Origin of the sequence: Blastococcus tunisiensis (assembly GCF_900112815.1) — a bacterium.
Taxonomy (GTDB): Bacteria; Actinomycetota; Actinomycetes; order Mycobacteriales; family Geodermatophilaceae; genus Blastococcus_B; species Blastococcus_B tunisiensis.
Genome location: NZ_FOND01000016.1, coordinates 1 through 24,667, shown reverse-complemented (window position 1 = coordinate 24,667; position 24,667 = coordinate 1). Strand labels below are relative to the sequence as shown.

The window sequence follows — 24,667 nt, the reverse complement described above, 5'->3', positions numbered from 1 at the left end:
GGGTGACGATGTCCATGGTCACGAGCCCAGCGTGACGACGACCTTGCCGCGCACGTGCCCGTCCGCGACCAGGCGGTGCGCCTCGGCGGTCCGCTCCAGGGGGAACGCCTTCGCGATGGGCACCCGGAGCTGACCGGCGTCGGCCATGCGGGCCAGTTCGCCGAGGTCATGACCGTCGGGGCGGACGAAGAGGTACGCGCCGTCGTGGTCGCGCATCGTCGGGTCGACGACCGACACCATCCGCACCCCGCGGGAGCCGGGCGGACGCACGGTGGAGATCGCGTCGGTCATGGTCTCGCCGCCGACGAGGTCGAGCAGGGCGTCCACCGGGTCGGCGAGCTGACCGCTGATCGGTCCGGCGGAGTAGTCGTAGATCTCCGCCGCGCCCAGCGACCGGAGGAAGTCGTGGTTGCGCGGGCTCGCCGTCGTCACCACGTGGGCGCCCAGGGCCACGGCGATCTGGACGGCGAACGTCCCGACGCCGCCCGAACCGCGGGTGATCAGCACCCGGTCCCCCTCGGCGACGTCGAGGTACTCGGCCAGCGCCTGGTAGGCGGTCAGCCCGGCGAGCGGCAGCGCGCCGGCCTCGGCGAAGGACAGCGACTCGGGCTTGTGCGCCAGGCAGCGCTGCGGCGCCGGCACGAACTCGGCCGTCGTCCCCCACTGGACGTCGTCGCGGCGGACGTAGCCGAACACCTCGTCACCGGGGGCGAAGTCGACGACCGCCGGCCCTGCCGCCTCCACGACGCCCGCGACCTCCCAGCCCGGGACGATCGGGAAGTGGTGCGGGTAGGCGCCGGCGAGCGCACCCTCCCGGATCTTGACGTCGACCGGGTTGACCCCCGCGGCGTGCACGCGGACCAGGACCGTGTCCGGGCCCACGGGCGGGTCGGGCAGGTCGTCGCGCACCTGCAGGACGTCGTCGTCCCCGAACCGGTCGTAGGCCATCCCGCGCATGTCGGTCACCGTATGCGGGTGGGCGACGGCGGGCTCGCGGGACCCCGTGGACGGGTACCGCGGTGCGGAGGCCGAGACCGCGGTGCGGCGCGGTACCCGCGCCGCTCAGGCGGCAGCCGTCAGCGCCGGCCCTTCACGTACCGGCCGAACGCCTTCTGCATCTCGCGGCGCGAGTCGCGCTCGGCGAGGTCCTGCCGCTTGTCGTAGGACTTCTTGCCCTTTGCGAGGGCCAGGGTGGCCTTGACCTTGCCGTCCTTGAAGTACAGGTCGAGCGGGACGAGCGTCAGCCCGCCCTCCTTGATCTTGCCGAGCAGTTTGTCGATCTCGGCGCGGTGCATGAGCACCTTGCGCTTGCGCCGCGGGGCGTGGTTGGTCCAGGTGCCCTGCGTGTACTCGGGGATGTGGACGTGCTGCAGCCACACCTCGCCGTCGTCGATCGAGGCGAACCCGTCGACGAGCGAGGCACGGCCGGCACGGAGGCTCTTCACCTCGGTGCCGGTCAGCGCGAGGCCGACCTCGTAGGTGTCGAGGATCGAGTAGTCGTGCCGCGCCTTCTTGTTCTGGGCGATGAGCTTGCGCCCGGTCTCTCGCGGCATGACCCCAGGTTACGTGGCATCGCGCCCGACGATCATGGAGCGGTGACCACGCCGAGGGACGTTCGGGTGGTTCCCGCTCCATGATCGTGGCGGGCGCTGGGGCTACAGGCGGACGTAGAGCCGCAGGGTGACGTAGGAGGCGATGCCGGCCAGGGCCACGCCGGCCGCGGTGATGACCCCACCGACGAGGACGATGTCGCCCCAGTCGATGCCGGTGATGATCCCGGCCTTGATCGGCCCGGCCAGCGTCCGGTCGACGAAGAGCACCTTGGTGAGGACCAGCCCGCCGACGGCGAGCAGCCCGCCCACCAGCCCGGCGAGCGCGGCCTCGAGGATGAAGGGCAGCTGGGTGTACCAGCGAGAGGCGCCGACCAGCCGCATGATGTTGGTTTCGTTGCGCCGGTTGAAGGCCGCCAACTGGATGGTGTTCGAGATCAGCAGCAGCGCCGCCAGCGCCTGGACCACCGCCACGGCGATCGTCGCGTTCCGTGCGCCGTTCAGCAGGCCGAACAACCGGTCGAGGAAGTCGCCCTCGTCGGCCACCTTGTCGACGCCGTTCTCCCCGTTGGGGAACTCGGAGGCGATGACCGCGTAGCGCTCGGGGTTGACCAGCTCGACGCGGAAGCTCTCCGGCAGCGCGTCCGGCGGGGTGTTCTCGACCAGCTCCGGCTGCTGGCTGAACTGCTGCTGGAAGCGCTCGTACGCTTCCTCCTTCGACTCGTACAGGAAGCTCTTCACCTCCGGCGAGGACTCCAGCTCCGCCTCGATGGCCGTCCGCTGCTCGTCGGTGACACCGTCGGCCAGGAAGATGGAGACCTGCACCTTGTCGTAGTAGATCTCCTTCATCTCGCTGATCATCGAGGCGATGAGGAGACCGGTGCCCATCAGCCCGAGCGAGATGGCCGTGGTCAGGATCATCGCGACCGTCATGGTCAGGTTGCGACGCAGCCCGGTGGCCACCTCGGAGAGGACGAAGTTGACGCGCATGGATTCCCTGTCGTGGAGTTCAGCAGTAGGGCGGTGCGGGGGCGGCCGCCGGGCTAGCGGCCGACCCCGTACACGCCGCGCGACTGGTCGCGGGTGAGGACGCCCCCGTTGAGCTCGATGACGCGGCGCCGCATGGAGTCCACGATGTGGTAGTCGTGCGTCGCCATGATCACCGTGGTGCCGGTGCGGTTGATCCGCTCGAGCAGCAGCATGATCCCCTCGCTCGTCTCCGGGTCGAGGTTCCCCGTCGGCTCGTCGGCCAACAGCACCAGCGGACGGTTGACGAACGCGCGGGCGATGGCCACCCGCTGCTGCTCACCACCGGAGAGCTCGCTGGGCAGCCGGTGCGCCTTGCCCTCGAGGCCGACCATCTCCAGCACCTCGGGCACGACCCGCTTGATCGTGCGCTGCGGCTTGTTGATGACCTCGAGCGCGAAGGCGACGTTCTGGGCCACCGTGCGATCGCGGAGCAGGCGGAAGTCCTGGAAGACGCAGCCCATGGTGCGGCGCAGCTTGGGCACCTGCCACTTGCTCATCGTGTTGAGGACCTTGCCGTTCACGCTGATCGTGCCCGAGGTCGGGGTGTCCTCCTTCAGCAGCAGCCGGAGGAACGTCGACTTCCCGGAACCGGAGGACCCGATGAGGAAGACGAACTCGCCCTTGTCGATCTCGGTGGACACGTCGTCGAGAGCCGGCCGGCCACTGGCCGGGTAGAGCTTGGTGACGTGTTGCAGTTCGATCACGAGGCGCCACGGTACCTGCCCCGAGCCCCTCGACGGCCCGGACGCCACGGAACGCGCGCGACTCGTTGTCGCGCTGCGTCACCAGGCTCGGTGAACTCCCCGGTGAGCCATTACGGACGGTCGCGTCCGGCTCGGATCGGTCCCGCCAGACTCACAGTCCTTTCTCAGCCGGTGATGTCTCCGGCCGACTGCGGCGCCGCAGTCCGCTCCCCGCTGCGATGCTCCCGTGGCTGTCCGCCGGCGATGCCTCCGGCGGCTGTCAGCCGGCGTCGACGGTCTCCTGCTGACGGCGCCAGCGGATCCCGGCCTCGATGAAGGAGTCGATGTCCCCGTCGAGAACGGAGGCGGTGTTCCCGGTCTCCTGCTCGGTGCGCAGGTCCTTGACCATCTGGTACGGGTGCAGCACGTAGGAGCGCATCTGGTTGCCCCAGCTGCTGCCCTCCCCCTTGAGCGCGTCCATCTCCGCCTTCTGCTCCTGCTGGCGGACGACGAGCAGCCGGGCCTGCAGCACCCGCAGCGCGGCGGCCCGGTTCTGGATCTGGCTCTTCTCGTTCTGGCAGGACACCACGATGCCGGTCGGGATGTGGGTCATCCGGACGGCGGAGTCGGTCGTGTTGACGCTCTGCCCACCGGGCCCGGACGACCGGAAGACGTCGACCCGGATCTCGTTCTCGGGGATGTCCACGTGGTCGGTCTGCTCGACCACCGGCAGCACCTCGACGCCGGCGAACGAGGTCTGGCGGCGGCCCTGGTTGTCGAAGGGCGAGATGCGCACCAGCCGGTGCGTGCCCTGCTCCACCGACAGCGTGCCGTAGGCGTAGGGCACCTTGACGGCGAAGGTCGCCGACTTGATGCCGGCCTCCTCGGCGTAGCTGACGTCGTAGACCTCGGTGGGGTACTTGTGCCGCTCGGCCCAGCGCAGGTACATCCGCATGAGCATCTCGGCGAAGTCGGCGGCGTCGACGCCGCCGGCCTCCGACCGGATGGTGACCAGGGCCTCGCGGGAGTCGTACTCCCCGTTGAGCAGGGTGCGGACCTCGAGCTCGTCGATGACGGCGCGGATGCTGGCGAGCTCCCGCTCGGTCTCGGCCGTCGTGGCCTCGTCGCCCTCCTCCTCCGCCATCTCGTGCATGAGCGCGACGTCGTCGAGGCGGCTGCGCAGCTCCTCCACCCGCCGCAGGTCCCCCTGCAGGTAGGACAGCCGGGAGGTGAGCGCCTGGGCCGCCTCGACGTCGTTCCAGAGATCGGGGGCGGCGGCCTGCTGCTCCAGGTCGGCGATCTCGTTGCGCATGTCGTCGATGCGCAGGACGGCCTCGATCGACTTCAGGGTCGTGTTGAGCTCGTCGAGTACGACGGCGAAGTCGGCAGCCACGTCTAGCCAGGGTAGTGGGCACCGGGAAGGGGTAGGCACCCGTGGCATGAGTGATCCACGAAAGCCCAGGACACGGGCCGACTACGCGCGCGGCCTGCCCGACCACCACGACCCCACGGCCGGCATCGGCGGCGCGCGACCGGCCCAGTCCGCGCTCACGCTCCGGCTGGTGCTCGCCGTCTTCGGACTCGTCGTCAGCGTCGCCGGCGGGATCGCCTGGCTGGCGACCGACCTGCCCGCGTGGCCGGGCGTCGCGCTGCTGGTGCTGGGGGCGGTCGCCGTGGTCGACATCGTGGTGATCGTGCGGCGCAAGGCGCGCGGCGAGCCGGGCTGACGCGGACCGATCAGGCGAGGACGGTCGTCCCCCCGAGCGGGACGCCGCGCGCCGCCCAGGCCGCCAGCTCGTCGGCGGGCATCGGCCGGGCGATGTGGAAGCCCTGCGCGAAGCTGCAGCCGAGGTCGGCGGCCAGCTCGAGCTGCTCGGCCGTCTCCACCCCCTCGGCCAGGCTGCGGATGCCGCAGGCCTTCCCCAGCGCGACGACCGCGGCGATCGCGGCCGCCGTCTGCTCCCGCCGACCGTCGGGGAAGGCCACCAGGCTGCGGTCGATCTTGAGGATGCCGGTGGGCAGGGTGACCAGCTGGCTCAGTGAGGAGAACCCGCTGCCGAAGTCGTCGATGGCGACCTCGACACCGCGCCGCCGCAGCTGGGCGCACTGCGCGACGGCCCGCTCGGGGTCGTCCGCGACCGACGTCTCGGTCACCTCGACGATCAGCTGGCTCGGGTCGAGTCCGGCGGCGTCGAGCGCGTCCATCACGTCGTCCACGAGCGTGCCGGTCGAGAAGTGCGTCGCGTTGATGTTGACGCCGGCGACCAGGGCCAGCCCGGCGTCGCGCCAGGCGGCCGCCTGCCGCGTCGCCTCGCGCAGCACCCACCGGGCCAGCGGCGTCATCAGGTCGTGCTGCTCGGCGGTGGGGAGGAAGTCGCACGGCGGCAGGAGGCCGCGCTCGGGGTGCTGCCAGCGGACCAGCGCCTCCACGCCGGTGCACCGGCGCGAGGGCAGCTGCAGGACCGGCTGGTAGTGCAGGACGAGCTCCCCGCGCTCGATGGCCCGGAGGAGCTCGCCGGCCAGGGTGGCCTTCTGCTCGGCCGCGATGCGCAGCTCGGGGGTGAACGCCTCGACCCGGTTGCGGCCACCGGCCTTGGCCGCGTACATCGCCAGGTCGGCGTCCCGCACGAGGTCGGTGGACCGCACTCCCGGATCCGTTCCGTCGCTGGTCGCGACGCCGATGCTCGCGGTGAGCCGTGCGGTCCGCCCGCGGAGGACGAACGGGGTGTCGAACGCGTCGTGGAACCGTTGGGCGAGGACGCCGGCGCCGGCGGCGTCGCAGTCGCGGCCGATCACCACGAACTCGTCGCCGCCGAGCCGCCCGACGGTGTCGCCGGTGCGGGTGCACTCCGACAGCCGCACGGCGAGCTGGCGGAGCAGGTCGTCGCCGACGTCGTGGCCGAGTGAGTCGTTGACGTCCTTGAACCCGTCGACGTCCAGGAACAGCACGGCCAGCGGCACGGGGCCGGGACGGCTCAGCTCGGCGTCGATGAGCTCGTGCAGGTGGGCACGGTTGGGGAGCTCGGTCAGGTGGTCGTGCCGGGCCTGCCAGAGCGAGGTGCGCTCGGCCAGCACACGGGCGGAGACGTCGGTGTGCGTGACCACCACGTGCCCGCGGGTGCCCACCCGCCTGGCCTGCACGTGGTACCACCGCTGCTGGGCGTCCAGGGGGTTGGGCACCTCCCGGTCCACGGCGACCGACTCGCACGCCCCGCGGGCCAGTGCGCGCAGCGACCGGACGAGGGCCCGGCCCTCGGCGTCCCCGTTCACCGCGGTCGCCGCCGCGTAGTAGTCGGCCCCGGGCGGGATCACGTTGCCCCGCTCCTCGCCGGCGACGGTCCAGATCTGGTTGGTCAGGACGATGATCCCGTCCGGGTCGAGCAGGACGGTGGGCGAGGGCAGCGCGTCGAGCACGGCGTGCACCAGGACCGCATCCACCTCGGGATCGCCCGGGGCGGGCGCGTCGGAGGGCAGCGCCGCGCGTCCGGGTACCTCTCGCACGTTCCCTCCCCCCACCGGCGGGTCCGTCGTCCGTGACGTCCCCTTCCGGGAGCCATCGGCAGCCACGGGCCCGGCCGCATGCCGGGCACCTGTGCACCTGCCCGAAAGGATGAGGCCGATCCCGTTCCAGGATCAGGGGTCGCGGGTCTCCGCCGCCACCCAGGCCAGGTAGGCCGGGTTGCCGCCCACCACCGGCAGCGCGATCACGCACGGGACGTCGTAGGGGTGCAACTCCTCGACGCGGGCGGTGATCGCCGGCACCAGCGCCAGCCGGGTGTGCAGTGCCACCCGCGCCTCGGGCTCGTCCTCGATCGCGCCCTGCCAGCGGTAGACCGACCGGACCGGGTCCAGCAGGTGACCGCACGCGGCGAGCCGTTCGGCCACCAGCGTGCGGGTGAGGCCGGCCAGCCAGTCGCCGTCGGCCGCGGTCACCACGACCTCGCAGCACTCCTCGTCCACGCCGTCATCCTCGCCGTTCCGCGCCGGCGCGTGGAACCGCCGTCCCCGCGGGTAGGGGCCGGGCATGACCGACGACATGACGATCAGGATCGACAGCGAGCAGTACGTCCTCCGGCGCGACGGCGACGGCCTGCAGGTCGGGCGGCAGAACGGGACCGACGTCGCGTGGCTCAACACCGTCGACCTCGCGCTCCTCCCGGCCCCGGCCCGGGAGGCGGTGGAGCGCGGGGACACCTCCGACGAGGCGCTGCTGACGGCCCTGCGCGGCATCACCCAGGCCGAGGTCGAGCGCGGCGGCTGAGCCGGCAGGGACCCCGCCGTCTGATCCGGCGGGGCACCCCGCCGGATCAGCCGGCCGGTTCGGCCGGCACTCCCAGCGGCAACCAGTGCAGGAGCGCCCTGACGTCGGCCGGTGCGCGGTCGAACTCGGCCTCGATCGCGGCACGCCCCTGCCGGAAGTGCGACCAGCCCTCGTAGTGGACCGGGATCACCGTCCGCGGCCGGAGCACCTCGCACAACCGCACCGCCTGGCGCGCGGTCATCGAGTAGCGCAGCGGCCCGGTCACCGGGAAGCGGACGCCCCCCAGGTGCAGCAGCGCGGTGTCCACGTCGAGCCGCTCGGCCACCTCGCGGACGCCGCGGAAGAGCACCGTGTCCCCGGAGATCCACAGGACGCCGGCGTCCTGACCGTCCCAGCGGAGGGCGAAGCCGATGACGGCACCGGCCACCGGCCGGCTCAGCGGGGGCCCGTGCCGCGCCGGGGTGGCGGTCACCTCGATGGTCGGTCTCCCCGGCGCCGCCAGCTCGGTCCGGGACCCGGCGCGCAACCCGCGGGCCGCACCCCCGAGCCGGCCGGCGCCGGGCTTCGTGGTCAGCACGACGCCCGCAGCGGGCAGCAGTGCCCGGCCGGCCTCGTCGAGGTTGTCGGCGTGGTGGTCGTGGCTGAGCAGCACGACGTCGACCGGCAGCACGTCGGCCACCGGGACGGCCGGCCCGGTGAGCTTCCGGGACGACGTCCCCCAGCCGAAGGCGTACCTCCGGCCGGGGGCGTCGAAGGTCGGGTCGACGAGCAGCCGCCAGCCCCCCACCTCGACGAGCACGGTCGGCCCGCCGATGTGGGTGATCCGGACGTCCTTCACTGCTGGCCGGCCGCCTGCCGCTCGGGAGCCGCATGACCGACCGCCCACTCCAGCGCGTGGTCGGCGATCGCCGGCCACCCCGCCTGGGCCGGCAGCAGGTGGGCGTACCCGGGGTACTCCTCGATCTCGACGACCCCGGACGTGTAGTGCGTGGCGTTCGAGCGCTGCACGCTCGGCGGCATGATGTGGTCCTCGCCGCCGGAGATGAACAGCAGCGGCACGCGGTCGGCCTTGCCGTAGTCGACGGCCGCGTCCTGCGGGCCGGGCATGAAGTTGGCCAGCACCGAGTCCCACAGGATCCGGCCCGACGCCGGCACGTGGTACCGCTCGTACAGGGCCCGCGACTCCTCGTCGCTGAAGGTGTTGGTGAAGGCGTACTGCCACTGCTCGGGCGAGAGCCCCACGGCGCGGTGCCGGTTGGCCGGGTTGCGGAAGGCGACGAACGTCGATCTCAGCTGCGACAGGGGGAGCACCCGGACGCCCTCGGTGGGGGCGGAGTTGAGGGTGACCCCGACCGCGCCGTAGCCGCGGTCGAGCAGCAGCTGGGTCAGCGTCCCGCCGGCCGAGTGGCCGATGATGATCGGCGGCTTCTCCAGCGCCCCGACGACCGACTCGAGGTGCGCCATGATCGTCGGGAGCGTCAGTTCCGCGATGACGGCCGGGTCGGCGTTGAGCGCCTCGACCTCCACCTCGAAGCCGGGGTAGCCGGGGGTGAGGACGCGGTAGCCCTTGGCCTCGTAGTGCGCCTTCCAGTTCTCCCAGCTGCGGGGGGTCACCCAGAAGCCGTGGACGAGGACGATCGTGTCGGGGCCGCCGGCGGCCGGCCGCGGGGTCGGGATGTCGGTCATGCGGGGTCCTCGGCGCGGGATCCGGTGGTGCTGAGGGTGGCCATGCGCTTCCCCTGTCGTGAGCGAGGCGTCGGATGCGGGGAATCTGGCACCGCGGCGCACCTCCGGGGCGGCTGTGCGCGCACACCTCCGGTCCCTCCCTGCACGGCTGCCCGTGCGCCGGCCGGTTCCCCGTGCCGCCCCGCTCTGCCACTCTCGGCACGAGCGAGCCGGGGCCGCGCGCGTCCCGCCCATCCAGCTCCGCCGAGGGACGACCGATGCAGCTGCTCGACACCGCGACCATCGCGCCGGAGCAGCGGGTCGAGGCCTTCCGCGCCGCCTTCGGCCAGGCCTCGGTGCCCTGCCGGATCGAGCACCTGGGCCCCGACGCCCGCGTGCACTCGCGCATGCACCTGTGGCACTTCGGCTCCGCCAACCTGTTCACCACCGACGCCTCGGGCTTCCGGCTCGTGCGCACCCCCCGGCACCTGCGGATGGAGAGCCCTCCGGTGGTGGCGCTCGCGGTCCAGACCAGCGGGGTGGGCCGGTTCCGCCAGTTCGACGCCGAGGCGCTCGTGCCGCCGCGCCAGCTGATGCTCAGCGACCTGACCGCGCCGTACGAGTTCTCCTGGGTGGACACCGGCGGCTCGCGCGCGTTCCACATCCCCTACGTCCGGTTGTCGCTGCCGCCGGACGTCGTCCGCCGGGGTGCGCCGCGGCTGCGCGCCAGCCCGCTGCACGACCTGGTCCGCGACCACCTCCTCCGGCTGGCCGCCGACGCGGACCGGCTGTCGGCCGACGCCGGGGCCGCCACCCTGGGCACGGCCACCGTCGAGCTGGTGCGGGCGCTGCTGGTCTCCGCCGCCGACGACGAGCGGCTGGCCCGCGAGGTGCGGGAGGAGACGCTGCTGACCAGGGTGCTCGCCTGGGCCCGTCGGCATCTGACCGAGCCCGACCTGGGGCCCGTGCGGATCGCCGCCGCGCACAACGTCTCCGTCCGGCAGCTCTACAAGGTCTGCGCCGCGGCCGGGGTCGGCCTCGAGCAGTGGCTGATCGCCGAGCGGCTGGAGCTGGCCCGCGCCGAGCTGCTCTCGCCCCGGGGTCGACGCCGGCCGATCGCCGGAACGGCTCTCGCCTGTGGCTTCCACGACCCGAGCCACTTCGCCCGGCGGTTCCGGGCCGCCTACGGCATCTCGCCGCGGGAGTGGCAGCAGCTCCCGCACTGACCTGCCGCCGCGATCACTCGAAGTAGCGCCGGGGTGCCTCCACCAGCATCTGCCGGAGCTGGTCGTCGGTCATGCCGCGCTCGCGCAGCATGGGCAGCACGTCGGTGCTGATGTGGGTGTAGTTCCAGTTCGGCGCGATCTGCTCCTTGGCGGCCTGGGCCTCCACGCCGGGGAAGTAGTCGATGTAGCAGCTGGCGTCGTGGGCCAGCACCATCCGGTCGGCGTAGCCGCGCTCGGCCAGCGCGACGATCGTGTCCACCCGCGACGACGTCGGGTTGTAGATGTCGAGGCCGAAGCGGTCCATGCCCAGGAGGCAGCCGGCGTCGGCGAGCTCGGTCAGGTAGTCGAGGTCGTTGCTGTCGCCGGCGTGGCCGATGACCACCTTGGTCAGGTCGACGCCCTCGTCGCGGAAGACCTGCAGGGCGAGCCGGCCGGCGTGGTTGTGCACCGAGGTGTGCACGGTGATCGGGGCACCGGTGTCGCGGTGGGTGGCCGCGCAGGCCCGCAGGTTGCGCTCCACACCGGGCGTCAACCCCTTCGCCTCCACCACGCACTTGAGGAACGCCGCCTTGACCCCGGTGCCGGCGATGCCGTCGCGGATGTCGCGGGTGAAGTCGTCGACCATCGGGTCGCGCGGGAGGTCGAGCAGCAGCCCCGGACCCCGGTGCTCGTACTGGTGCGGGATCTCGTCGTAGGTGTAGAGGCCGGTCGCCACGATGATGTTGAGGTCGGTCTGCTCGGCGACCCGCTGCACCCGCGGGATGTAGCGCCCGAGCCCCCACACCGTCGGGTCGACGATCGTGTCGATGCCGAGCGCCTTGAGCCCGTTCAGCTGCGCGACCGCGTCGGCGACGCGCTCGTCCTCGTCCCACCAGTCGTTCTCGCCGTAGTTCTGCAGGTGCTCGGTGGAGAGCACGAAGACGTGCTCGTGCATGAGCGTGGGCCCCAGGTCGGCGGTGTCGATCGGGCCCCGGACGGTCTCGACGGTGGGCATGTCTTCCCTTCGGTCGGTGGGTCGGTCAGCGCTGGGACTGCCAGTCGGTCTGCTCGCGCAGCGACGGCTTGAGCACCTTGCCGCCGGGGTTGCGGGGCAGCGGTTCGCTCCGGACGACGACGTACTGCGGCACCTTGAAGTCGGCCAGGTGCTCGGCTGCGTAGGCGGTCAGCTCCGCGGCGTCGAGCACGTGCCCGGGCCGGGGGACGACGACGGCGCCGACCTTCTCGCCCATCATCGGATCGGGGACGCCGATGACGGCGACCTCGCCGACGTCCGGGTGCGCGGCCAGGGCGTTCTCCACCTCGACGCAGTACACGTTCTCGCCGCCGCGGTTGATCATGTCCTTCTTGCGGTCGACGATCGCCACCCGCCCGTCGTCGTCGATGCGGGCCAGGTCCCCGGAGTGCAGCCAGCCGTCGACGAACGTCTCCGCCGTCTGCTCCGGCTTGCGCCAGTAGCCCGGGACGACGTTGGGGCCGCGGATCAGCAGCTCGCCCACCCCGCTGACCGGGTCGGGGTCGTCGAGCCGGACGTCGACCACCGGCGCGGGGTAGCCGACGGTGTCGGCGTGCTCGGCGGCGTCCTCGTGCGGCAGGTAGGTGGAGACCGACGCGGTCTCGGTGAGCCCGAAGCCGTTGCCGACCCGCGCCGTGGGGAACGCCTGCTGGATGCGGTGCACCAGGTCGGGGGCGATGGGTGCGCCGCCGTAGCTGAGCGACCGCACCGACGAGGTGTCGATCGCGGCGAAGTCGGGCTGCTGCAGCGCGAGCCAGTAGATGGCCGGCACGGTGGTCAGCACCGAGATGCGCTCGTCGGAGATCGCGCGCAGGAAGGCCTGGACCTCGAAGGCAGGCATGATCACCGACGTCCCGGCGAGCGCGGTGACCACGAGCAGCTGGGAGTTGCAGCCGGTGACGTGGAACAGCGGCACCGAGATGAGCGTGGACGCCGGCTCCGCGCGGTCGACGGCCAGGCAGCGCAGGCAGGTCTCGACGTTGGACAGGAAGTTCTCGTGGGTGGTCATCGCACCCTTGGGGAAGCCGGTGGTGCCGCTGGTGTAGAAGATCGCGGCCAGGTCGGCGTGCCCCTGGTCGGTGGTCTCCAGCGGCTCCCCGTCGGGTAGCGGCTCCCCCGGCTCGAACACGGCGGTGGCGCCGGAGTCGTCGAGGACGTAGCGGACCTCGGGCTCGGCGAACCGGGTGTTCACCGGGACGGCGACGGCGCCGGCCAGCAGCGTGCCCCAGAACGCGTACACCCAGTCGTTGCCGTTGGGCAGCCGGATGGCGACCCGGTCCCCCGGCTGCACGCCCCCTGCCCGCAGGCCGCCGGCGACCCGCGCGGCGCGGTCCCACAGCTGCCGGTAGGTCACCCGCTCGCCGCCGAGCTCGACCAGCGCCTCGCCGTCCGGCCGGCGATCGACCGCCGAGCGGAGCATCTCCGGGAGGTTGCGCGGCAGGTTCCGGTAGCGACGGATCCCGTCCGGGCCCGGCTCGATGTCGCTGCGGTCGAACGGGTACGCCATGCCGACCTCCGCGACGTCGTCGTCCGGGACTGGTCAGCGGAGTCTGGCGCGGCGGCTCACCGGCGTCCAGACCGGTGCAACGCGTTGCACCGCGACGCCGGTCGGCTACCGGGCCACCGAGGCCAGGGCCTGGAACCGGCGGGACCTGCGGAGCCGCGGTGGGAGGCGCGAGCGTGGCTGGTACCGGCGCTGGCGCGCCTCCTCGGCGAGCTGGCGGGCGGCGACGACGCTCGGCCGCTCGGGACCGGACGGGCCGCCGCTCCCTCCGGCCCGGGTCTCGGCGCTCACGGGCCGACCGCGGCGGCGACGAGCAGCGCGGCGATCCCGGCCACCTGCAGCAGCGCCACGACCATTCCGGCGACGGCGAGCCCGCGGCCGCGGGTGCCGTCGCGGCGGGTGTTGCGCAGGCCCAGGGCGCTGAACACGATGCCGAGGGGGAAGAGGGCGACGGCGAAGACCAGGCCGAGGATCCCCATGGCGTCGGTCGGGACGCCGAACCCCCGGTCGGGGTCCAGCTGGACGGTGGAACCCTGCATCACGGTCATGGCGGGAAGCCTGTCGGGCGCCGGGGTGCCGCACATCGCCCGGAGGTGCCGAGCCGGGTCCGACCGAAGTCGCAGGTCGGGGGCGCCGTCGTCATCCCATGGATGGACGCGCCCGCGGAGCGGTGGTCTCCAGGCTCCGTCCCGCGGAGATGCCGGCGACGGGACGACCCGATCTCACCGCGCCGCCGGAACCATCAGGCGTCCGCGTAGCGGTCCCGCTCGACGACGAACTGGCCGGTCGCGGTGTTGGCGTCGATGAACTCCGGCAGCAGCGGGATCCGCACCGTGACGGTGACGCACACGGAGAACTCCTCCCCCGGCGCCAGGGTCGGCGCGTACCCGCCGGCCGCGGCGCAGTCGGCGCCGGCCGGCGCGTAGGCCAGCCGCAGATCGGTGACGTCGACCGACTGGTCCTGCACCGCCAGCTGCGCGGCCCGCAGCGCCCGCTCCTGCCCGGTCACCGGGTCCGGGGCGGTGGCGATCGCCCGGCCGGCCTCCCGCGCCGCGGCGGTCGAGGCGAACACCCCGCGCTGCACGGCCGAGAACCCGGCGACGATGTAGACCAGCGGCACGAACACCACCAGCGCGATGAAGACGAACTCCACCAGCGCCGACCCGTCCTCGCCGGCCAGCCGGCGGCGCAGCCAGGTCATGCCGCCTCCTTCACCGCGCGGCCGGTGACCTCCAGCGGCAGCAGGTTCCCCAGCGCCGACAGCAGCGACGGCACCGCGCCGGTGCAGCGCACCACCACCAGGGTCAGCCCGCTCGGGTCCACCTCTTCTCCCGACGTGCAGGCGAGCCCCTCGGCGGTCTGCACCGAGGTGGCGCGTGCGACGACCTCCACGGTCCGCGGCGCGGCCGCCGCGGAGTCGACGTCGGCGTTGGCCGCGTACCGCGCGCCGGCCTGCGCGCTCGCCGTCACCACGTTGCGCACGTGCACGTAGACCGCCACCTGCAGGACGGCCAGCAGCAGGGCCACGATCAGCATCGAGACCATGACGAAGTCGACGACGGCGCTGCCCCGCTCCCCCGGAGGAACACCGCTGCCCTGCACGCTCGCGGAGGGACCACGCAGGGCGACCATCAGCCGCCGGTCGTGACGGAGGTGAGCGCGTTCGTGACCGCGTCGACGATCGCCTCGCGGAACGGGACCAGGATGGCCAGCACGAGGGCCGCCGTCATCACCGTGATCATGACCCACCCGGGGACGTCGCCCCGTTCGGGATCGTCGCCGCGAACCCGGGCCGCCAGCGCGGCGAGAGCGGTCGTCAGGTACGTGAACGGGCGCATGATGCGTCCTTCCTCCTGTCGGTCCCGCCGGCTCATCGCGCCAGCGAGACGATGCTGATCAGCCCCGGGAACAGGGCGAAGAGAACGGTGACCGGCAGGACCAGGAAGACGACCGGCACCATCATGGCGATCTCCTTCCGTCCGCCGGCCTCGAGCAGCCGGCGCTTGCCGGCCTCGCGGACGTCGGCCGCCTGCGCGCGGAGCACCTCGGCCAGGGGCGTCCCGCGCTCGATGGCGACCAGGAGCCCGTCGATGAACCGGGCCAGCGGGTCCAGCGACGTGCGGTCGGCCACCTCCTGCAGCGCGTCCATCAGCGGCACCCCGGAGCGGGCGCGGCCGAGCGCCGCGCCGAGCTCGCGGGCGAGCTCGCCACCGGAGAGGCGGGTGACCCGCGCGATGGCCGCGGTCGGGCTCTCCCCCGCCGTCACCGCGAGCGCGAGCAGCTCCGCGACGACCGGGAACTCGGCCAGCAGCAGCTCCTCCCGCCGCTGCACCTGCTGGGTCAGCCACCAGTCGCGGCCCAGGACGCCGCCGAGCAGGCCGGCCAGGCAGAGTAACCCGGCCGACAGCACGTTGAGGCCGCCGGCCGCCACCGAACCGACGGTGGCCACGATTGCGGCGCCGAGCAGGCCGAGCCCGCCCCAGACGACCTGCTCCACCCGGAAGTCCTCGACGGTGCTGGCACCGGCCAGCGCGTCCAGCCGCCGGCGGACGGCCACCCGACCGCCCAGCATCCGGTCGACCAGGCGCGCCCCGTCACCGATCACCGGGCCGAACACCCGGCGGGCGGCGGTGAGCAGGCCCGGTTCGGTCGCGGTGCCGAGCAGCCGGGACGGCGGCGGGGTGTCGTGCACGTAGGGCGCCAGCCGGTCCACCAACCGCACCGACCGGAACGGGGGTGCATAGGCGACCGCCAGGATCAGGCCGACCCCGGCCATCAGCCCGAGCAGTATCCCGAGCACCCCGGCGCTCACTGCAGGACCCTGACGTCCGCGGGCAACCGGCCGATCCGCAGCATCAGCCGGTAGGCGACGACGCAGACGGCGCCGCCGACCAGCAGGATCCCCGTCCCCAGCGCCGAGTCGTAGGCGGCCAGGGTCGTGGACTGCGTGGCGAGCAGGAGCAGCACCACCCAGGGCGCGGCCACGGCGAGCCGGGCGGCGGACACCACCCAGCCCTGCCGGGTCTCCAGCTCCGCACGGGCGCGGGCGTCCTCGCGGAGGAAGGTGGCGAGGGTCCGGAGCACCCCCCCGAGGTCGGTGCCACCGACCTCGCGGGCCACCCGCAAGGTCTCCACGATGCGGTCGCCGACGGGGTCGGCGAGATCATCCTTGAGCCGGTCGAGGCAGGCACCGAACCGGCCGGTGGAGCGGTACTCGGCGGCGAAGCGGGCGAACGGCGGCCGCAGCACCTCCGGCCCCCGGGAGGACAGCGCCGAGAGCGCCTCCGGCAGCGACATCCCGGCCCGGACCGCGGACGCGAGGTTGTCGACCACCTCCGGCCACACCTCCCGCAGATCCGCCGTGCGGCGGCCGGCCAGCCGGCGCACCTGCGCGTACGGGAGGGCGAAGCCGAAGAGACCGAACACGAGGCTGACCGTCACTGTGCCGGTGGTCAGCAGGACGACGACGACGGAGAGCAGCCCCAGCGCCACCTGCAGGGCGAGGAGCTGGGCGGCGTTGATGCCGGTGAGGCCGGCCTCGGCCAGGAGCAGCTGGCGCCGTCCCGGGCGCCGCGGCGCACTGCGCGGCTGCGGGGCGCGCGGCCCGCTGCGCCAGATCAGCAGCAGCCCGACCCCCAGCAGCAGCCCGAGCAGCGCCCCGGATCCGGTCATGCCCGCTCGCCCAGGAGCGCGGGCAGGTCGAAGCCGGCGGCGGCGAAGCGGTCGGGGTGCGGCGGGTAGCCGTCGGCCCGCACCAGCCGGCCGTCGCGGGTGGTGAAGACGTCGGCGGTCTCGATGACGCCGTTCTCCGCCCGCCCGGGCAGCGCCACGATCTCCCGGACCCGGCGCTGCCCCGAGGCGTCGGTGTTCACGTGCACGACGAGGTCGACGCTGGCCGCCACCGTGGGCACCACGAACGCCGTCCCGATGTTCTCCCCGGCCAGCAGCGGCAGCGTGCACATCTTCACCACGGCCTCGCGGGCGCTGTTGGCGTGCAGCGTGCACATCCCGGGCAGGCCGCGCTTCACTGAACGGCACAGGACGTCATACCGTCGCCAGGTGACTACGGAACGTACCGCGATCGTCTACGTCCGCCTGTCGTCGCATCGTGGCGAGGCGGACCCGTCCACGTCGCCGGAGCGGCAGGAGGCCGCGTGCCGCGCCTACGCCGCCGCGAAGGGCTGGCACGTCATCGACGTCGTCCGCGACCTGGACGTCTCCGGGTCTGACAAGGGCCTCCGGCTCGATCGCCCCGGCCTGCACGCGATCCGCGACCGCTGGGCGGACGTGGACGTCGTCATCTTCGCCAAGCTCGACCGCCTGGCGCGCAACGTCATCGACTTCCGCGCGTTCGCCGACGAGGCCGAACAGCACGGCGCGGCGCTCGTGTCCGTCGCGGAGTCGTTGGACCTGACGACGCCGTCCGGCCGGTTCGTGGCGACGATCCTCGCCGCCTTCGCCGAGATGGAAGCGGCGACGATCGCGGCGCGGGTCGCGGACGGCATCGACGGCGTCCGCCGGGCCGGCCGATTCGCGGGCGGCAACGTGCCGTACGGCTATCGGACGGCTGCGAACCCTGACGGTCCCGGCCGCGTTCTTGTTCCGGACCCGGACGAGTCGGCCGTGGTGCGCCAGCTGGTGGCGACGGTGCTGGACGGCGGATCGCTGTACGCCGCCGCGCAGGACCTCAACGCGCGCGGCATCCGTCCACGGCGCGCAAAGGAGTGGTCGATCCAGTCCGTCCGGCAGCTGCTCGTCGGTGACGCGATCCTCGGCCGCGTCGTGCATCGCGGCGACGTGCTGCGCGGCGACGACGGCCTGCCTGTCGTGGCGTGGACGCCGCTCGTGACGGTGGACGAGGCGATGCGCCTCCGCGCGGCGCTCGCGCCGAAGCCGGCTGGCGAACGTCGGCGGCGTGCCGCACGCCTGGCGTCCGGCCTGCTGCGCTGTTCCGGCTGCGATGCGCCGCTCCGCGTCGGCGTCAACGGCGCTGGCGTGCCGACCTACCGCTGCGCGACGAGGTCGTCCGGGCGACTGTGTCCGTCGCCGGTGTCCGTCAACGCCGACGCCGTCGATGACCTGCTGACGGCCGAACTGCTCGCCACGGTCGGCCGGTTCGAGGTCGTGGACGTCATCACGTCCGCGCCGGAAGTCGCCGGACTCGCCGAGGTCGAGGAGGCCATCCGCGCCACGGCGGCGCGCATGGCCGACCCGTCGGCCGACGTTCCGGCGCTCGTGGAGCGGCTGACGGCGCTGCGCGCGCGGCGCGAGGAGCTGGCCGCACAGCCGGCTGCGCCGACAACGACGGCCGTGCCGTCCGGCGAGACGTTCGCCGAACGATGGGCGCGCGTGGACGTGGACGGGCGGCGTGCGCTGCTGGCCGACGCGATCGCGGCCGTCGTCGTGCGACCTGGCGTGCGCGGACGGCGCGGCGTGGACGCGTCGCGGCTGCGGATCGACTGGCGCGAGGGCGGCGGCGACGCCGACTGAGCGCGGCGGAAGGGCGGCGCCTCCTGAGAGTGGAGAAACCTGTCACGAGTGACGGTTCTTGTTCTAGTCACTACTTCTCTAAGAACAGCAGCAAAGCAGCAGCTACACAACTAATACGGAGAGTCTCAGTACCGTCACTCGTGACAGGTTTCTCCACTCTCGCAGGACGCCATCGCTCAGGAGCGGCATCCGCCGCCACGCGAGAGGGTCACGGCTTCATAACTTCCCTGGGCGCCGGACTGCGAAAGCGCACGTCGCGCTGAACTGCGGGCCCCCTACCAAGTGAGGGCGAAACCAACGCCCGTGCGAAGGGAGGCCGCGCGCCATGCTCACGTGTTCGGAGTGCTTCGGGCCCATGCGTCCGGCTCCTGGCCAGATCAAGTTGACGTGCAGCGTCAACTGCCGCGTCCGGCGATCGCGGCGCATCCAGAAGGAACGCAACGAGCAGTTCCGCGACGACGTCCGCGACATCCTGGCGCGCGCCGCCGCCGCGAACGACGGCTGGGAAGCGCGCGACATCGCCGAGGACGGCCTCAGCCGGCTCGGCCTCACCGACGACTGAACTGCTGAGGGGCCGCTGGCCCCCTGATCACTGACGTCACCACGTCGCCCTTGACGCTCACCCCCGACTGGTCCTCGGGGGCAGCGCCGCCCTCCGCGCATCTGTGGTCCCGCGGACGACGGCCGAGCACGGCGACGGACACGAAGCCGCCCGGGGGCGGGGAGCTGATCCCTCTCCGCCTCCGGCGCGGCACCTGACCGAGCACGGACCACTTCCCAGCGCACCGGTTGACCTCCGGCGCGCTTCACCCAAGGACTACAGATGACTGACTTCCCAGCCGACCTGGCGGCTCTCCGTGACGGTGGACCGTGGCAGCGCACGACCGCGCTCCGGCCCGTCACCCTCAAGCTCGACTCCGGCCTGTCCGTGGAGCTTCCCGGCCCCCGCGTGCTCGCCGACGTCGTCCGCCCGGCGCTGATCGCCGCGCGGCCGCTGTTCCGCGACGGTGGCGCGATCGTCACCACGGACGGCCAGGACGTCCGGCCGATCGCCGACGACGCGCTGAGCGGCGAACTACGGCAGGCGATCGCCGCGCTGCCTGACCGCGACGACGCGGGACGGCCGTACACCGACCTGCGCCTGTTCGTCGCCGAGGCCGAGCCGGACACCGTCGCCGCGTACCTGGCTGACGTCGTCCGCCACGTCCGAGCCGGCCTGCGCCCCTACCGCGAGGTCAAGCCGGTCGCCGAACGCGCTCCGGCGATGACGCCCGCCGAACGACAGCGCACCCGCCGCGAGCGCATCCGCGCCGCGCAGGTCGCCGCGTCCGAGGACTGGGTCCGCGCGTGGCTGGAGGACGACGACGTCGCACCCGGCGCGTATGCGGCTGCTGACCTGTACGAGGTCGCCGTGGGAGCGATCGAGGACTGGATCGAGGACGACGACGAGGTCGCCGTGCCCGGCCGCAAGACGTTCTACGCGGTCGCAGACCGGCTCATCGGCCGTCGCCGCGTGATCGACGGAACCGCCCACTATCGCAAGGAGGCTGCGATGGATCAGGTGTACGAGGACGTGGTGGAGCGCGCCGCGCAGATCGTCGCGGAGCGCGTCATCGCGCACGCGGCGACGGTGGCGACCCCCGAGCCGTTCATGGCGAAGGCCATGAACACCGAGCTGAACGCGCCGCTGCGGCTCTGACGGCGCACTGAACGTCCGCCGAGGACCTTCCACCCTCGGCGGCGCCTGGAGGGGTCCAGGGATCGAGGGGATGGCGGGGCGGCTGCTGCGATTACGCGCGGCCGTCCCGCCGCACCCACACAGACCTCCGCGTGGCCCGGCTAGGCACCGGGACGGATGACACGCGGGATAGGGCGCACGAGGCAGGTCGAGCGGAACACGAGCCCACTCGGCCTGCCTCGTCGTGCGCCATGACTTCCGGCCGCACGACGGCCGGGGGACGCCTTGGCGAGGGCGTGCGATGGGGACCGCGACGGCCGTCTCAGCTCACACGGGCTGAGGCGGCCGTTCGCGTATCCGACGCCGTCCGCCGCGTCCCACATCACAACTCCCCCGGTCGCGCGACCACGCGCGGCTAGCGGCCGGGGTGGAGGCATCGCCGCGCGACATCGCACACCGCCAACTGACCAAGGAGTCCAGTTGAACCCCATGCAGCAGATCAAGGCCGCCTTCGAGGCCCGCGAGAAGGCCGTCAAGGAGCTCCGTGACCTGGCGAGCGCCGCCGAGGGCCGCGAGTTCTCCGGCGAGGAGCGGGAGAAGATCGGCCGGATCGAGGCCACCATCGAGGCGCACGACGCCACCATCCGCTCGCTGACGGACGCGCCGGAGCCCAAGATCGACCCGCGCGACGGCCGCTCCACCGAGGTGCGCCACGACCGGCCGCTGCCGGAGGGCGCGAGCTTCCGCGACCTGAGCGGCGGCAGCGCCGACGTCGAGCAGTTCGGCAACCACCTCCGCGACATCGTGGAGGGGCGTGCGCAGTCGGAGGGCACCGGCTCGGCCGGTGGCTTCCTCGTGCCGACCCCGCTGGCCGCTGGCGTGATCGACCTCGCCGTCAACAACATGCGGACGCGCCAGGCCGGTGCCCGGATCGTCCCGATGTCCACGGCCACGCTGAAGATGGCCAGCCTGGAAGGCCGGCCCACCCCGGCGTGGCGCGCTGAGGCCGCGTCCATCGGCGACTCGTCGGCGACGTTCGGCCAGGTCAGCTTCACCGCGCGGTCGCTCGCCGTCGTCGTCAAGGCCTCCGTCGAGGCCCTCGAGGACGCCCCGGCGCTCGGCGCGGAGGTCCAGGCCGCGCTCGGCGACGCGTTCGCCATCGAGCTCGACCGGGTCGGCATCTACGGCACCGGCGTCGCGCCGCAGCCCAAGGGCCTGAAGCTGTGGCTGCCCGCCGGGTCGCAGACCACCCTCGGCACCACCGACGGTGCGGACGCCACCTACGACGACGTCATCGCTGCCGTCGCCGCCGTCCGTGGCCGTGGCTACGACCCGAAGGCCGCCCTGCTGTCCACCCGGACGGACGCCGCGATCCGCACGGAGCGCGACCTCAACAACCAGTTCGTCGCCGCCCCGGCCTACCTCAGCGACGTCCGCTTCCTGGCCTCGGCCGGGATGCCGACCGACCTGACCGTCGGCGCGTCCACGGACACCGCCGACATCGTCGTCGGTGACTTCAGCTACGTCGCCTACGGCATCCGTTCGGCCTTCAGCGTCCGCGCGCTGACCGAGCGGTACGCCGACGAGGGCATGGTCGGCTTCCTGGCGACCCTGCGGGCCGACGTCCAGCTGCTGCGCGGCGACGCGTTCCAGCTCGTCAGCGGCGTCACGAACTGACGCACTGACTACCAACGGCCGCTCCGTGGCGCTGATCGCGCTGCGGGGCGGCCGTTGCCGTCATCGCCTCCATCGCCAACCAGGAGTCCCACCATGAACTCACGCCGTGCCTTCGCACGCGCACTCGGCGTCGAGCAGCGCTCCGTCGAGAACGGCAACCGGCCGCTGACGATCGAGCAGCTGCTCGCCGAGACGAACACGCCGATCACGACGGACGACGCGCTCGGCGTCACGGCGACCTACGCCGCCGTCACCCTGCTCGCCGACACGATCGCCGGGCTGCCGATCGACGTGTTCGAGCGTCGCGGCCGTTCCCGCATCGAGGTCGCCTCGCCGCGCTGGCTGGCCGAGCCGAACGACGAAGACCTGCCGCGCGACATCATCGAGCAGTCGGTCACGTCGCTCCTGCTCCGTGGCAACGCGTACCTGCTGACGGAACGCGACGCCGCGCAGCGGATCGAACGCATCTGGGTCCTCGACCCGGACCGCGTCGCACCGCGCAAGAAGCGCGTCGGCAACCGCACCCAGATCGTCTACTACGTGGACGGCCGCGAGCTGACTGCCGCCGACATCGTCCACATCCCGCTCACGCGGAAGCCCGGATCGCTCGTCGGCATGTCGCCGCTGCGCGCGGCGGCTGAGACGACGGCCGTGGCCCTGGAGGCCCAGCGCCACGCCGCCGCACTGCTGCGGAACGGAGCCATGCCGGGAGGCCTCATCGAGGTCGAGGGCCAGCTCAGCGACCAGGGCGTCAACCAGCTGAAGCAAGGCTGGCAGGACGCGCACGGCGGCGAGAAGAAGGGCGGCGTCGGTGTCATCACCGAGGGCGCGAAGTTCCGTGGGCTTTCGGTGTCTCCGGCCGACGCGGAACTGCTCGCCACCCGGCGCTGGTCTGTCGAGGACGTCGCGCGTGCGTTCCGCGTGCCGCCGCACCTGATCGGCTCCACGGAGAAGACCAGTTCGTGGGGCGCGGGCATCCAGGAGATGTCGCGCGGGTTCGTCGTGTTCTCGCTCGGCGGGCACCTCACGCGGCTCGAGTCGCACATGACGCGACTCGTCCGCGAGGAGCGGCCACTCGCCCAGGTGAAGCTGAACACCGACGCGCTCCTGCGCGGCGAGACCGTCACCCGCTACCGCGCCCACGAGGTCGGCCTGCGCGCGGGGTTCCTGACGCTGGACGAGGTCCGCCGCATCGAAGACCTGCCGCCCCTGCCGAACAACGCCCGCCCGGACAACGGGCCGGCTGTCGCCTGATCATCCTCAACCGAAAGGACGTCCGATGGACTCCGCTTGTAGGCGGGACGGCTGCGTGTTCACGGCGCAGCCAAACCGGCCGTACTGCTCCACTGCGTGCTCCGAGCTATGGGGCCGCTACCGGCACCGCTTCTCTGACCCGACGTACGCCGAGCGTTGGAACGAGATGCTGAACGGGCGGCCTGAGCACCACGTCCGCGCCGGGACAGACCGCCTGTCCGTGCAGTTCATCGAACGCCGTGCCGCGCATCAGCGCCGCAGGCGGGCACGGCAGCGCATGGCAGGTCTGGGATGAAGCCGATCGTCCGCACCGCACTCACGATGGACGCGGACGGCCGCGTCGTGGAGGTACCGAACGACGTGATGCCGACGACGGAGGAACTGGTCATCGAGGTCAAGGCGCTGATCGCCGACCTGCGCCAGCGCCTCACGCCGCGTCCGGCGACGGACAACGAGCCCAAGCTGCTGCTGTTCGACACCAGGGAGGGTGGCTTCCGGCCGCTCGACTGACACGACGACGCCGTCCTCCCCGCCGCGCGGCGCCTGATCCGACGTCGCGCGGCGGATGGCGGAGCGATTGTTCCCGAGCGAACGAAAGCTTGAGCCCTGCCGCAGGTGTCCTCGCGCGGTCCGGGTGCTCATGAAGTTTTTCTGAGCGTTCAACCGCCTTCGGGAAGCCGCCGCTAGCTCATGCCACCCTCGATCATCTGCGTCACGACCGTGGTTATGGCAGCTGTTGGAACAAGACCAGCCCACTGAATGAGCACGGCGCGTGACTTCTCACGCCAGGTCTTCTTCACGTTCTCGTCGCTGGCGACCTCGGCTATCGAAGCCATGGCCCCGCCCAGTTCGAAGGTCACTCTTCGGACGGCCGCTGTACCGAAGGCATCAATCTCCTCGATGCACCTTTCTGCCTCCCGCACCAGTCCAAGGAGGTAGCGACGGGCCGCGTCGGAAAGCACATCAGGCCCAGCGTCCAGGATGAGCTGCCGCGCATCACCGAGAGCCTCCTGCAAATGCGCGAGGAAGTCAGGCGCGGGCTTAGGGTTCAGTCCGACGCTGTCGACTTGACCCGCAAGCGCCCGGAGGAGTCGCAGGTCGCGTGGATCAACGATCGGTGTGGCTTTATTGACTCCGCCTGTCCAGGCTTGCTCCGTGGAGAACACGGCGCGGTACCACGCAGGGAGCGTGTCACGGTAATGCTCGACGTCTTCGCCTGAGGCCTCCAGAGCCACGAGGTCACGCTCGATCTGCATCAAGTATTCGACCGCATGCCTATGAGCAGGCCAGAAGCCCAGCTCTCCTCGGGTTCAAGGAGTCGACGCAACACCTCGATGAAGACGAGGTGTTGTCGATGGGTACGACCGGGCATGTTCCGCTCCCGAACGAGGTGCGCCGACGGTTCTGGCGGTTGATCGCCGCGGGATCCTCCACCGAGGACGCCGCGGCAGCTGTCGGGGTCACCGGCAGCACCGGGCGCCGGTGGTTCCTCGGGGCCGGCGGCATCCCGCCGGTACATCTGGCCGAGCCCAAAGGCCGATACCTGTCCTTCAGCGAGCGCGAGGAGATCGCCCTGGATCGGGCAGCCGGTCTGGGCGTCCGGGAGATCGCCCGCCGGCTGAGGCGCAGCCCCTCGAC

General features: G+C 72.4%; 30 protein-coding genes. 10 read left to right on the top strand and 20 right to left on the bottom strand.

Going from position 1 to position 24,667, the window contains the following annotated elements; genetic code table 11:
* Nucleotides 1-18 precede the first annotated feature (18 nt).
* The 5 genes from BM142_RS18295 to prfB form a co-directional block, all read right to left on the bottom strand.
* A complete protein-coding gene (locus tag BM142_RS18295; RefSeq protein ID WP_092201911.1) occupies nt 19-957 on the bottom strand; it encodes an NADP-dependent oxidoreductase in 939 nt (312 codons plus the stop codon).
* 119 nt (nt 958-1,076) lie between these two features.
* Nucleotides 1,077-1,553 carry an SsrA-binding protein SmpB gene (gene smpB / locus BM142_RS18290; RefSeq protein ID WP_092201909.1) on the bottom strand — a complete coding sequence of 159 codons (477 nt, stop codon included), beginning with the start codon at nt 1,551-1,553 and terminating at the stop codon, nt 1,077-1,079.
* Between the two features lie 102 nt (nt 1,554-1,655).
* Nucleotides 1,656-2,540: a permease-like cell division protein FtsX gene (gene ftsX, locus BM142_RS18285; protein ID WP_092201907.1), complete on the bottom strand. Its 885-nt coding sequence runs from the start codon at nt 2,538-2,540 to the stop codon at nt 1,656-1,658.
* Between the two features lie 53 nt (nt 2,541-2,593).
* Nucleotides 2,594-3,283: a cell division ATP-binding protein FtsE gene (gene ftsE, locus BM142_RS18280; RefSeq protein ID WP_092201905.1), complete on the bottom strand. Its 690-nt coding sequence runs from the start codon at nt 3,281-3,283 to the stop codon at nt 2,594-2,596.
* A 259-nt stretch (nt 3,284-3,542) separates the two neighbouring features.
* The gene (prfB, locus tag BM142_RS18275) at nt 3,543-4,655 is read right to left on the bottom strand and encodes a peptide chain release factor 2 (protein WP_092201903.1); all 1,113 of its coding nucleotides are present in this window, start codon (nt 4,653-4,655) and stop codon (nt 3,543-3,545) included.
* A 46-nt stretch (nt 4,656-4,701) separates the two neighbouring features.
* Here prfB and BM142_RS18270 point away from each other — a divergent pair, with 46 nt between their 5' ends.
* Entirely contained in the window at nt 4,702-4,989 is a 288-nt protein-coding gene (locus tag BM142_RS18270) for a DUF6343 family protein (RefSeq protein WP_092201901.1), read from the top strand.
* Nucleotides 4,990-4,999: 10 nt separating this feature from the next.
* On the opposite strand, the gene BM142_RS18265 is transcribed toward BM142_RS18270, so the two are convergent.
* On the bottom strand, nt 5,000-6,763 hold the full coding sequence (locus tag BM142_RS18265) for a putative bifunctional diguanylate cyclase/phosphodiesterase (RefSeq protein ID WP_092201899.1): 1,764 nt from the start codon (nt 6,761-6,763) through the stop codon (nt 5,000-5,002).
* Between the two features lie 132 nt (nt 6,764-6,895).
* The gene (gene cutA / locus BM142_RS18260; RefSeq protein ID WP_217640784.1) at nt 6,896-7,222 is read right to left on the bottom strand and encodes a divalent-cation tolerance protein CutA; all 327 of its coding nucleotides are present in this window, start codon (nt 7,220-7,222) and stop codon (nt 6,896-6,898) included.
* Nucleotides 7,223-7,286: 64 nt separating this feature from the next.
* Here cutA and BM142_RS18255 point away from each other — a divergent pair, with 64 nt between their 5' ends.
* Entirely contained in the window at nt 7,287-7,523 is a 237-nt protein-coding gene (locus tag BM142_RS18255) for a hypothetical protein (RefSeq protein ID WP_139228942.1), read from the top strand.
* Nucleotides 7,524-7,569: 46 nt separating this feature from the next.
* Here BM142_RS18255 and BM142_RS18250 read toward each other — a convergent pair whose 3' ends face one another.
* Together BM142_RS18250 and BM142_RS18245 are read right to left on the bottom strand one after the other, a co-directional pair.
* On the bottom strand, nt 7,570-8,361 hold the full coding sequence (locus tag BM142_RS18250; RefSeq protein WP_092201895.1) for an MBL fold metallo-hydrolase: 792 nt from the start codon (nt 8,359-8,361) through the stop codon (nt 7,570-7,572).
* Nucleotides 8,358-9,209, bottom strand: coding sequence for an alpha/beta hydrolase (locus BM142_RS18245; RefSeq protein WP_092201893.1), 852 nt, complete (start codon nt 9,207-9,209; stop codon nt 8,358-8,360). The genes BM142_RS18250 and BM142_RS18245 overlap by 4 nt, the downstream gene beginning before the upstream one ends.
* Nucleotides 9,210-9,466: 257 nt before the next feature.
* On the opposite strand from BM142_RS18245, the gene BM142_RS18240 reads away from it, so the two are divergent.
* Nucleotides 9,467-10,414: an AraC-like ligand-binding domain-containing protein gene (locus BM142_RS18240; RefSeq protein WP_092201891.1), complete on the top strand. Its 948-nt coding sequence runs from the start codon at nt 9,467-9,469 to the stop codon at nt 10,412-10,414.
* Nucleotides 10,415-10,427: 13 nt separating this feature from the next.
* Here the strand turns inward: BM142_RS18240 and BM142_RS18235 are convergent, their stop codons facing one another.
* The 10 genes from BM142_RS18235 to BM142_RS18190 all read right to left on the bottom strand — a co-directional run bounded on the left by BM142_RS18235 (nt 10,428) and on the right by BM142_RS18190 (nt 16,892).
* A complete protein-coding gene (locus BM142_RS18235; RefSeq protein WP_092201889.1) occupies nt 10,428-11,408 on the bottom strand; it encodes a phosphotriesterase family protein in 981 nt (326 codons plus the stop codon).
* A 25-nt stretch (nt 11,409-11,433) separates the two neighbouring features.
* Nucleotides 11,434-12,933 (bottom strand): class I adenylate-forming enzyme family protein, encoded by a 1,500-nt coding sequence (locus BM142_RS18230; RefSeq protein WP_092201887.1) that lies wholly within the window; start codon nt 12,931-12,933, stop codon nt 11,434-11,436.
* A gap of 105 nt (nt 12,934-13,038) precedes the next feature.
* Nucleotides 13,039-13,221: a hypothetical protein gene (locus BM142_RS18225; RefSeq protein ID WP_092201885.1), complete on the bottom strand. Its 183-nt coding sequence runs from the start codon at nt 13,219-13,221 to the stop codon at nt 13,039-13,041.
* Entirely contained in the window at nt 13,218-13,478 is a 261-nt protein-coding gene (locus tag BM142_RS18220; RefSeq protein ID WP_092201883.1) for a DUF4190 domain-containing protein, read from the bottom strand. Before BM142_RS18220 ends, BM142_RS18225 begins: the two co-directional genes overlap by 4 nt.
* A 194-nt stretch (nt 13,479-13,672) precedes the next feature.
* Nucleotides 13,673-14,131, bottom strand: a complete 459-nt coding sequence (locus BM142_RS18215; protein ID WP_092201881.1) for a TadE/TadG family type IV pilus assembly protein — start codon at nt 14,129-14,131, stop codon at nt 13,673-13,675.
* Nucleotides 14,128-14,562: a TadE/TadG family type IV pilus assembly protein gene (locus BM142_RS18210; protein ID WP_092201879.1), complete on the bottom strand. Its 435-nt coding sequence runs from the start codon at nt 14,560-14,562 to the stop codon at nt 14,128-14,130. The genes BM142_RS18215 and BM142_RS18210 overlap by 4 nt, the downstream gene beginning before the upstream one ends.
* Nucleotides 14,562-14,768: a hypothetical protein gene (locus BM142_RS18205; protein WP_092201877.1), complete on the bottom strand. Its 207-nt coding sequence runs from the start codon at nt 14,766-14,768 to the stop codon at nt 14,562-14,564. The genes BM142_RS18210 and BM142_RS18205 overlap by 1 nt, the downstream gene beginning before the upstream one ends.
* A gap of 32 nt (nt 14,769-14,800) precedes the next feature.
* The gene (locus BM142_RS18200; RefSeq protein ID WP_217640783.1) at nt 14,801-15,742 is read right to left on the bottom strand and encodes a type II secretion system F family protein; all 942 of its coding nucleotides are present in this window, start codon (nt 15,740-15,742) and stop codon (nt 14,801-14,803) included.
* Nucleotides 15,739-16,602: a type II secretion system F family protein gene (locus BM142_RS18195; protein WP_092201875.1), complete on the bottom strand. Its 864-nt coding sequence runs from the start codon at nt 16,600-16,602 to the stop codon at nt 15,739-15,741. Before BM142_RS18195 ends, BM142_RS18200 begins: the two co-directional genes overlap by 4 nt.
* Complete coding sequence (locus BM142_RS18190) at nt 16,599-16,892, bottom strand: CpaF/VirB11 family protein (RefSeq protein ID WP_254791060.1); 294 nt, start codon at nt 16,890-16,892, stop codon at nt 16,599-16,601. Before BM142_RS18190 ends, BM142_RS18195 begins: the two co-directional genes overlap by 4 nt.
* On the opposite strand from BM142_RS18190, the gene BM142_RS18185 reads away from it, so the two are divergent.
* The 6 genes from BM142_RS18185 to BM142_RS18160 all read left to right on the top strand — a co-directional run bounded on the left by BM142_RS18185 (nt 16,885) and on the right by BM142_RS18160 (nt 23,539).
* Complete coding sequence (locus BM142_RS18185; protein WP_092201873.1) at nt 16,885-18,420, top strand: recombinase family protein; 1,536 nt, start codon at nt 16,885-16,887, stop codon at nt 18,418-18,420. The two genes, BM142_RS18190 and BM142_RS18185, sit on opposite strands and share 8 nt — an antisense overlap.
* 325 nt (nt 18,421-18,745) lie before the next feature.
* Complete coding sequence (locus BM142_RS18180) at nt 18,746-18,982, top strand: hypothetical protein (RefSeq protein ID WP_139228941.1); 237 nt, start codon at nt 18,746-18,748, stop codon at nt 18,980-18,982.
* Between the two features lie 261 nt (nt 18,983-19,243).
* Nucleotides 19,244-20,119 (top strand): hypothetical protein, encoded by an 876-nt coding sequence (locus BM142_RS18175; protein WP_092201869.1) that lies wholly within the window; start codon nt 19,244-19,246, stop codon nt 20,117-20,119.
* 468 nt (nt 20,120-20,587) lie between these two features.
* Nucleotides 20,588-21,775, top strand: coding sequence for a phage major capsid protein (locus tag BM142_RS18170; RefSeq protein ID WP_092201867.1), 1,188 nt, complete (start codon nt 20,588-20,590; stop codon nt 21,773-21,775).
* A gap of 93 nt (nt 21,776-21,868) precedes the next feature.
* The gene (locus BM142_RS18165; RefSeq protein ID WP_092201865.1) at nt 21,869-23,029 is read left to right on the top strand and encodes a phage portal protein; all 1,161 of its coding nucleotides are present in this window, start codon (nt 21,869-21,871) and stop codon (nt 23,027-23,029) included.
* A gap of 291 nt (nt 23,030-23,320) precedes the next feature.
* Entirely contained in the window at nt 23,321-23,539 is a 219-nt protein-coding gene (locus BM142_RS18160; RefSeq protein WP_092201863.1) for a hypothetical protein, read from the top strand.
* Between the two features lie 173 nt (nt 23,540-23,712).
* Here BM142_RS18160 and BM142_RS18155 read toward each other — a convergent pair whose 3' ends face one another.
* Nucleotides 23,713-24,285 carry a hypothetical protein gene (locus BM142_RS18155; RefSeq protein WP_092201861.1) on the bottom strand — a complete coding sequence of 191 codons (573 nt, stop codon included), beginning with the start codon at nt 24,283-24,285 and terminating at the stop codon, nt 23,713-23,715.
* Nucleotides 24,286-24,383: 98 nt separating this feature from the next.
* On the opposite strand from BM142_RS18155, the gene BM142_RS25270 reads away from it, so the two are divergent.
* On the top strand, nt 24,384-24,667 hold a 284-nt coding region (locus BM142_RS25270), incomplete at its 3' end, for a helix-turn-helix domain-containing protein (protein WP_254791059.1).

Bases quoted from the DNA above. Each gene is read 5' to 3' on its own strand.
- BM142_RS18295 (WP_092201911.1), bottom strand. From the start codon at position 957: ATGCGCGGGATGGCCTACGACCGGTTCGGGGACGACGACGTCCTGCAG.
- smpB (WP_092201909.1), bottom strand. From the start codon at position 1,553: ATGCCGCGAGAGACCGGGCGCAAGCTCATCGCCCAGAACAAGAAGGCG.
- ftsX (WP_092201907.1), bottom strand. From the start codon at position 2,540: ATGCGCGTCAACTTCGTCCTCTCCGAGGTGGCCACCGGGCTGCGTCGC.
- BM142_RS18270 (WP_092201901.1), top strand. From the start codon at position 4,702: ATGAGTGATCCACGAAAGCCCAGGACACGGGCCGACTACGCGCGCGGC.
- BM142_RS18255 (WP_139228942.1), top strand. From the start codon at position 7,287: ATGACCGACGACATGACGATCAGGATCGACAGCGAGCAGTACGTCCTC.
- BM142_RS18245 (WP_092201893.1), bottom strand. From the start codon at position 9,209: ATGACCGACATCCCGACCCCGCGGCCGGCCGCCGGCGGCCCCGACACG.
- BM142_RS18240 (WP_092201891.1), top strand. From the start codon at position 9,467: ATGCAGCTGCTCGACACCGCGACCATCGCGCCGGAGCAGCGGGTCGAG.
- BM142_RS18235 (WP_092201889.1), bottom strand. From the start codon at position 11,408: ATGCCCACCGTCGAGACCGTCCGGGGCCCGATCGACACCGCCGACCTG.
- BM142_RS18230 (WP_092201887.1), bottom strand. From the start codon at position 12,933: ATGGCGTACCCGTTCGACCGCAGCGACATCGAGCCGGGCCCGGACGGG.
- BM142_RS18220 (WP_092201883.1), bottom strand. From the start codon at position 13,478: ATGACCGTGATGCAGGGTTCCACCGTCCAGCTGGACCCCGACCGGGGG.
- BM142_RS18215 (WP_092201881.1), bottom strand. From the start codon at position 14,131: ATGACCTGGCTGCGCCGCCGGCTGGCCGGCGAGGACGGGTCGGCGCTG.
- BM142_RS18210 (WP_092201879.1), bottom strand. From the start codon at position 14,562: ATGGTCGCCCTGCGTGGTCCCTCCGCGAGCGTGCAGGGCAGCGGTGTT.
- BM142_RS18205 (WP_092201877.1), bottom strand. From the start codon at position 14,768: ATGCGCCCGTTCACGTACCTGACGACCGCTCTCGCCGCGCTGGCGGCC.
- BM142_RS18195 (WP_092201875.1), bottom strand. From the start codon at position 16,602: ATGACCGGATCCGGGGCGCTGCTCGGGCTGCTGCTGGGGGTCGGGCTG.
- BM142_RS18190 (WP_254791060.1), bottom strand. From the start codon at position 16,892: ATGTGCACGCTGCCGCTGCTGGCCGGGGAGAACATCGGGACGGCGTTC.
- BM142_RS18180 (WP_139228941.1), top strand. From the start codon at position 18,746: ATGCTCACGTGTTCGGAGTGCTTCGGGCCCATGCGTCCGGCTCCTGGC.
- BM142_RS18175 (WP_092201869.1), top strand. From the start codon at position 19,244: ATGACTGACTTCCCAGCCGACCTGGCGGCTCTCCGTGACGGTGGACCG.
- BM142_RS18170 (WP_092201867.1), top strand. From the start codon at position 20,588: ATGCAGCAGATCAAGGCCGCCTTCGAGGCCCGCGAGAAGGCCGTCAAG.
- BM142_RS18165 (WP_092201865.1), top strand. From the start codon at position 21,869: ATGAACTCACGCCGTGCCTTCGCACGCGCACTCGGCGTCGAGCAGCGC.
- BM142_RS18160 (WP_092201863.1), top strand. From the start codon at position 23,321: ATGAAGCCGATCGTCCGCACCGCACTCACGATGGACGCGGACGGCCGC.
- BM142_RS18155 (WP_092201861.1), bottom strand. From the start codon at position 24,285: ATGCAGATCGAGCGTGACCTCGTGGCTCTGGAGGCCTCAGGCGAAGAC.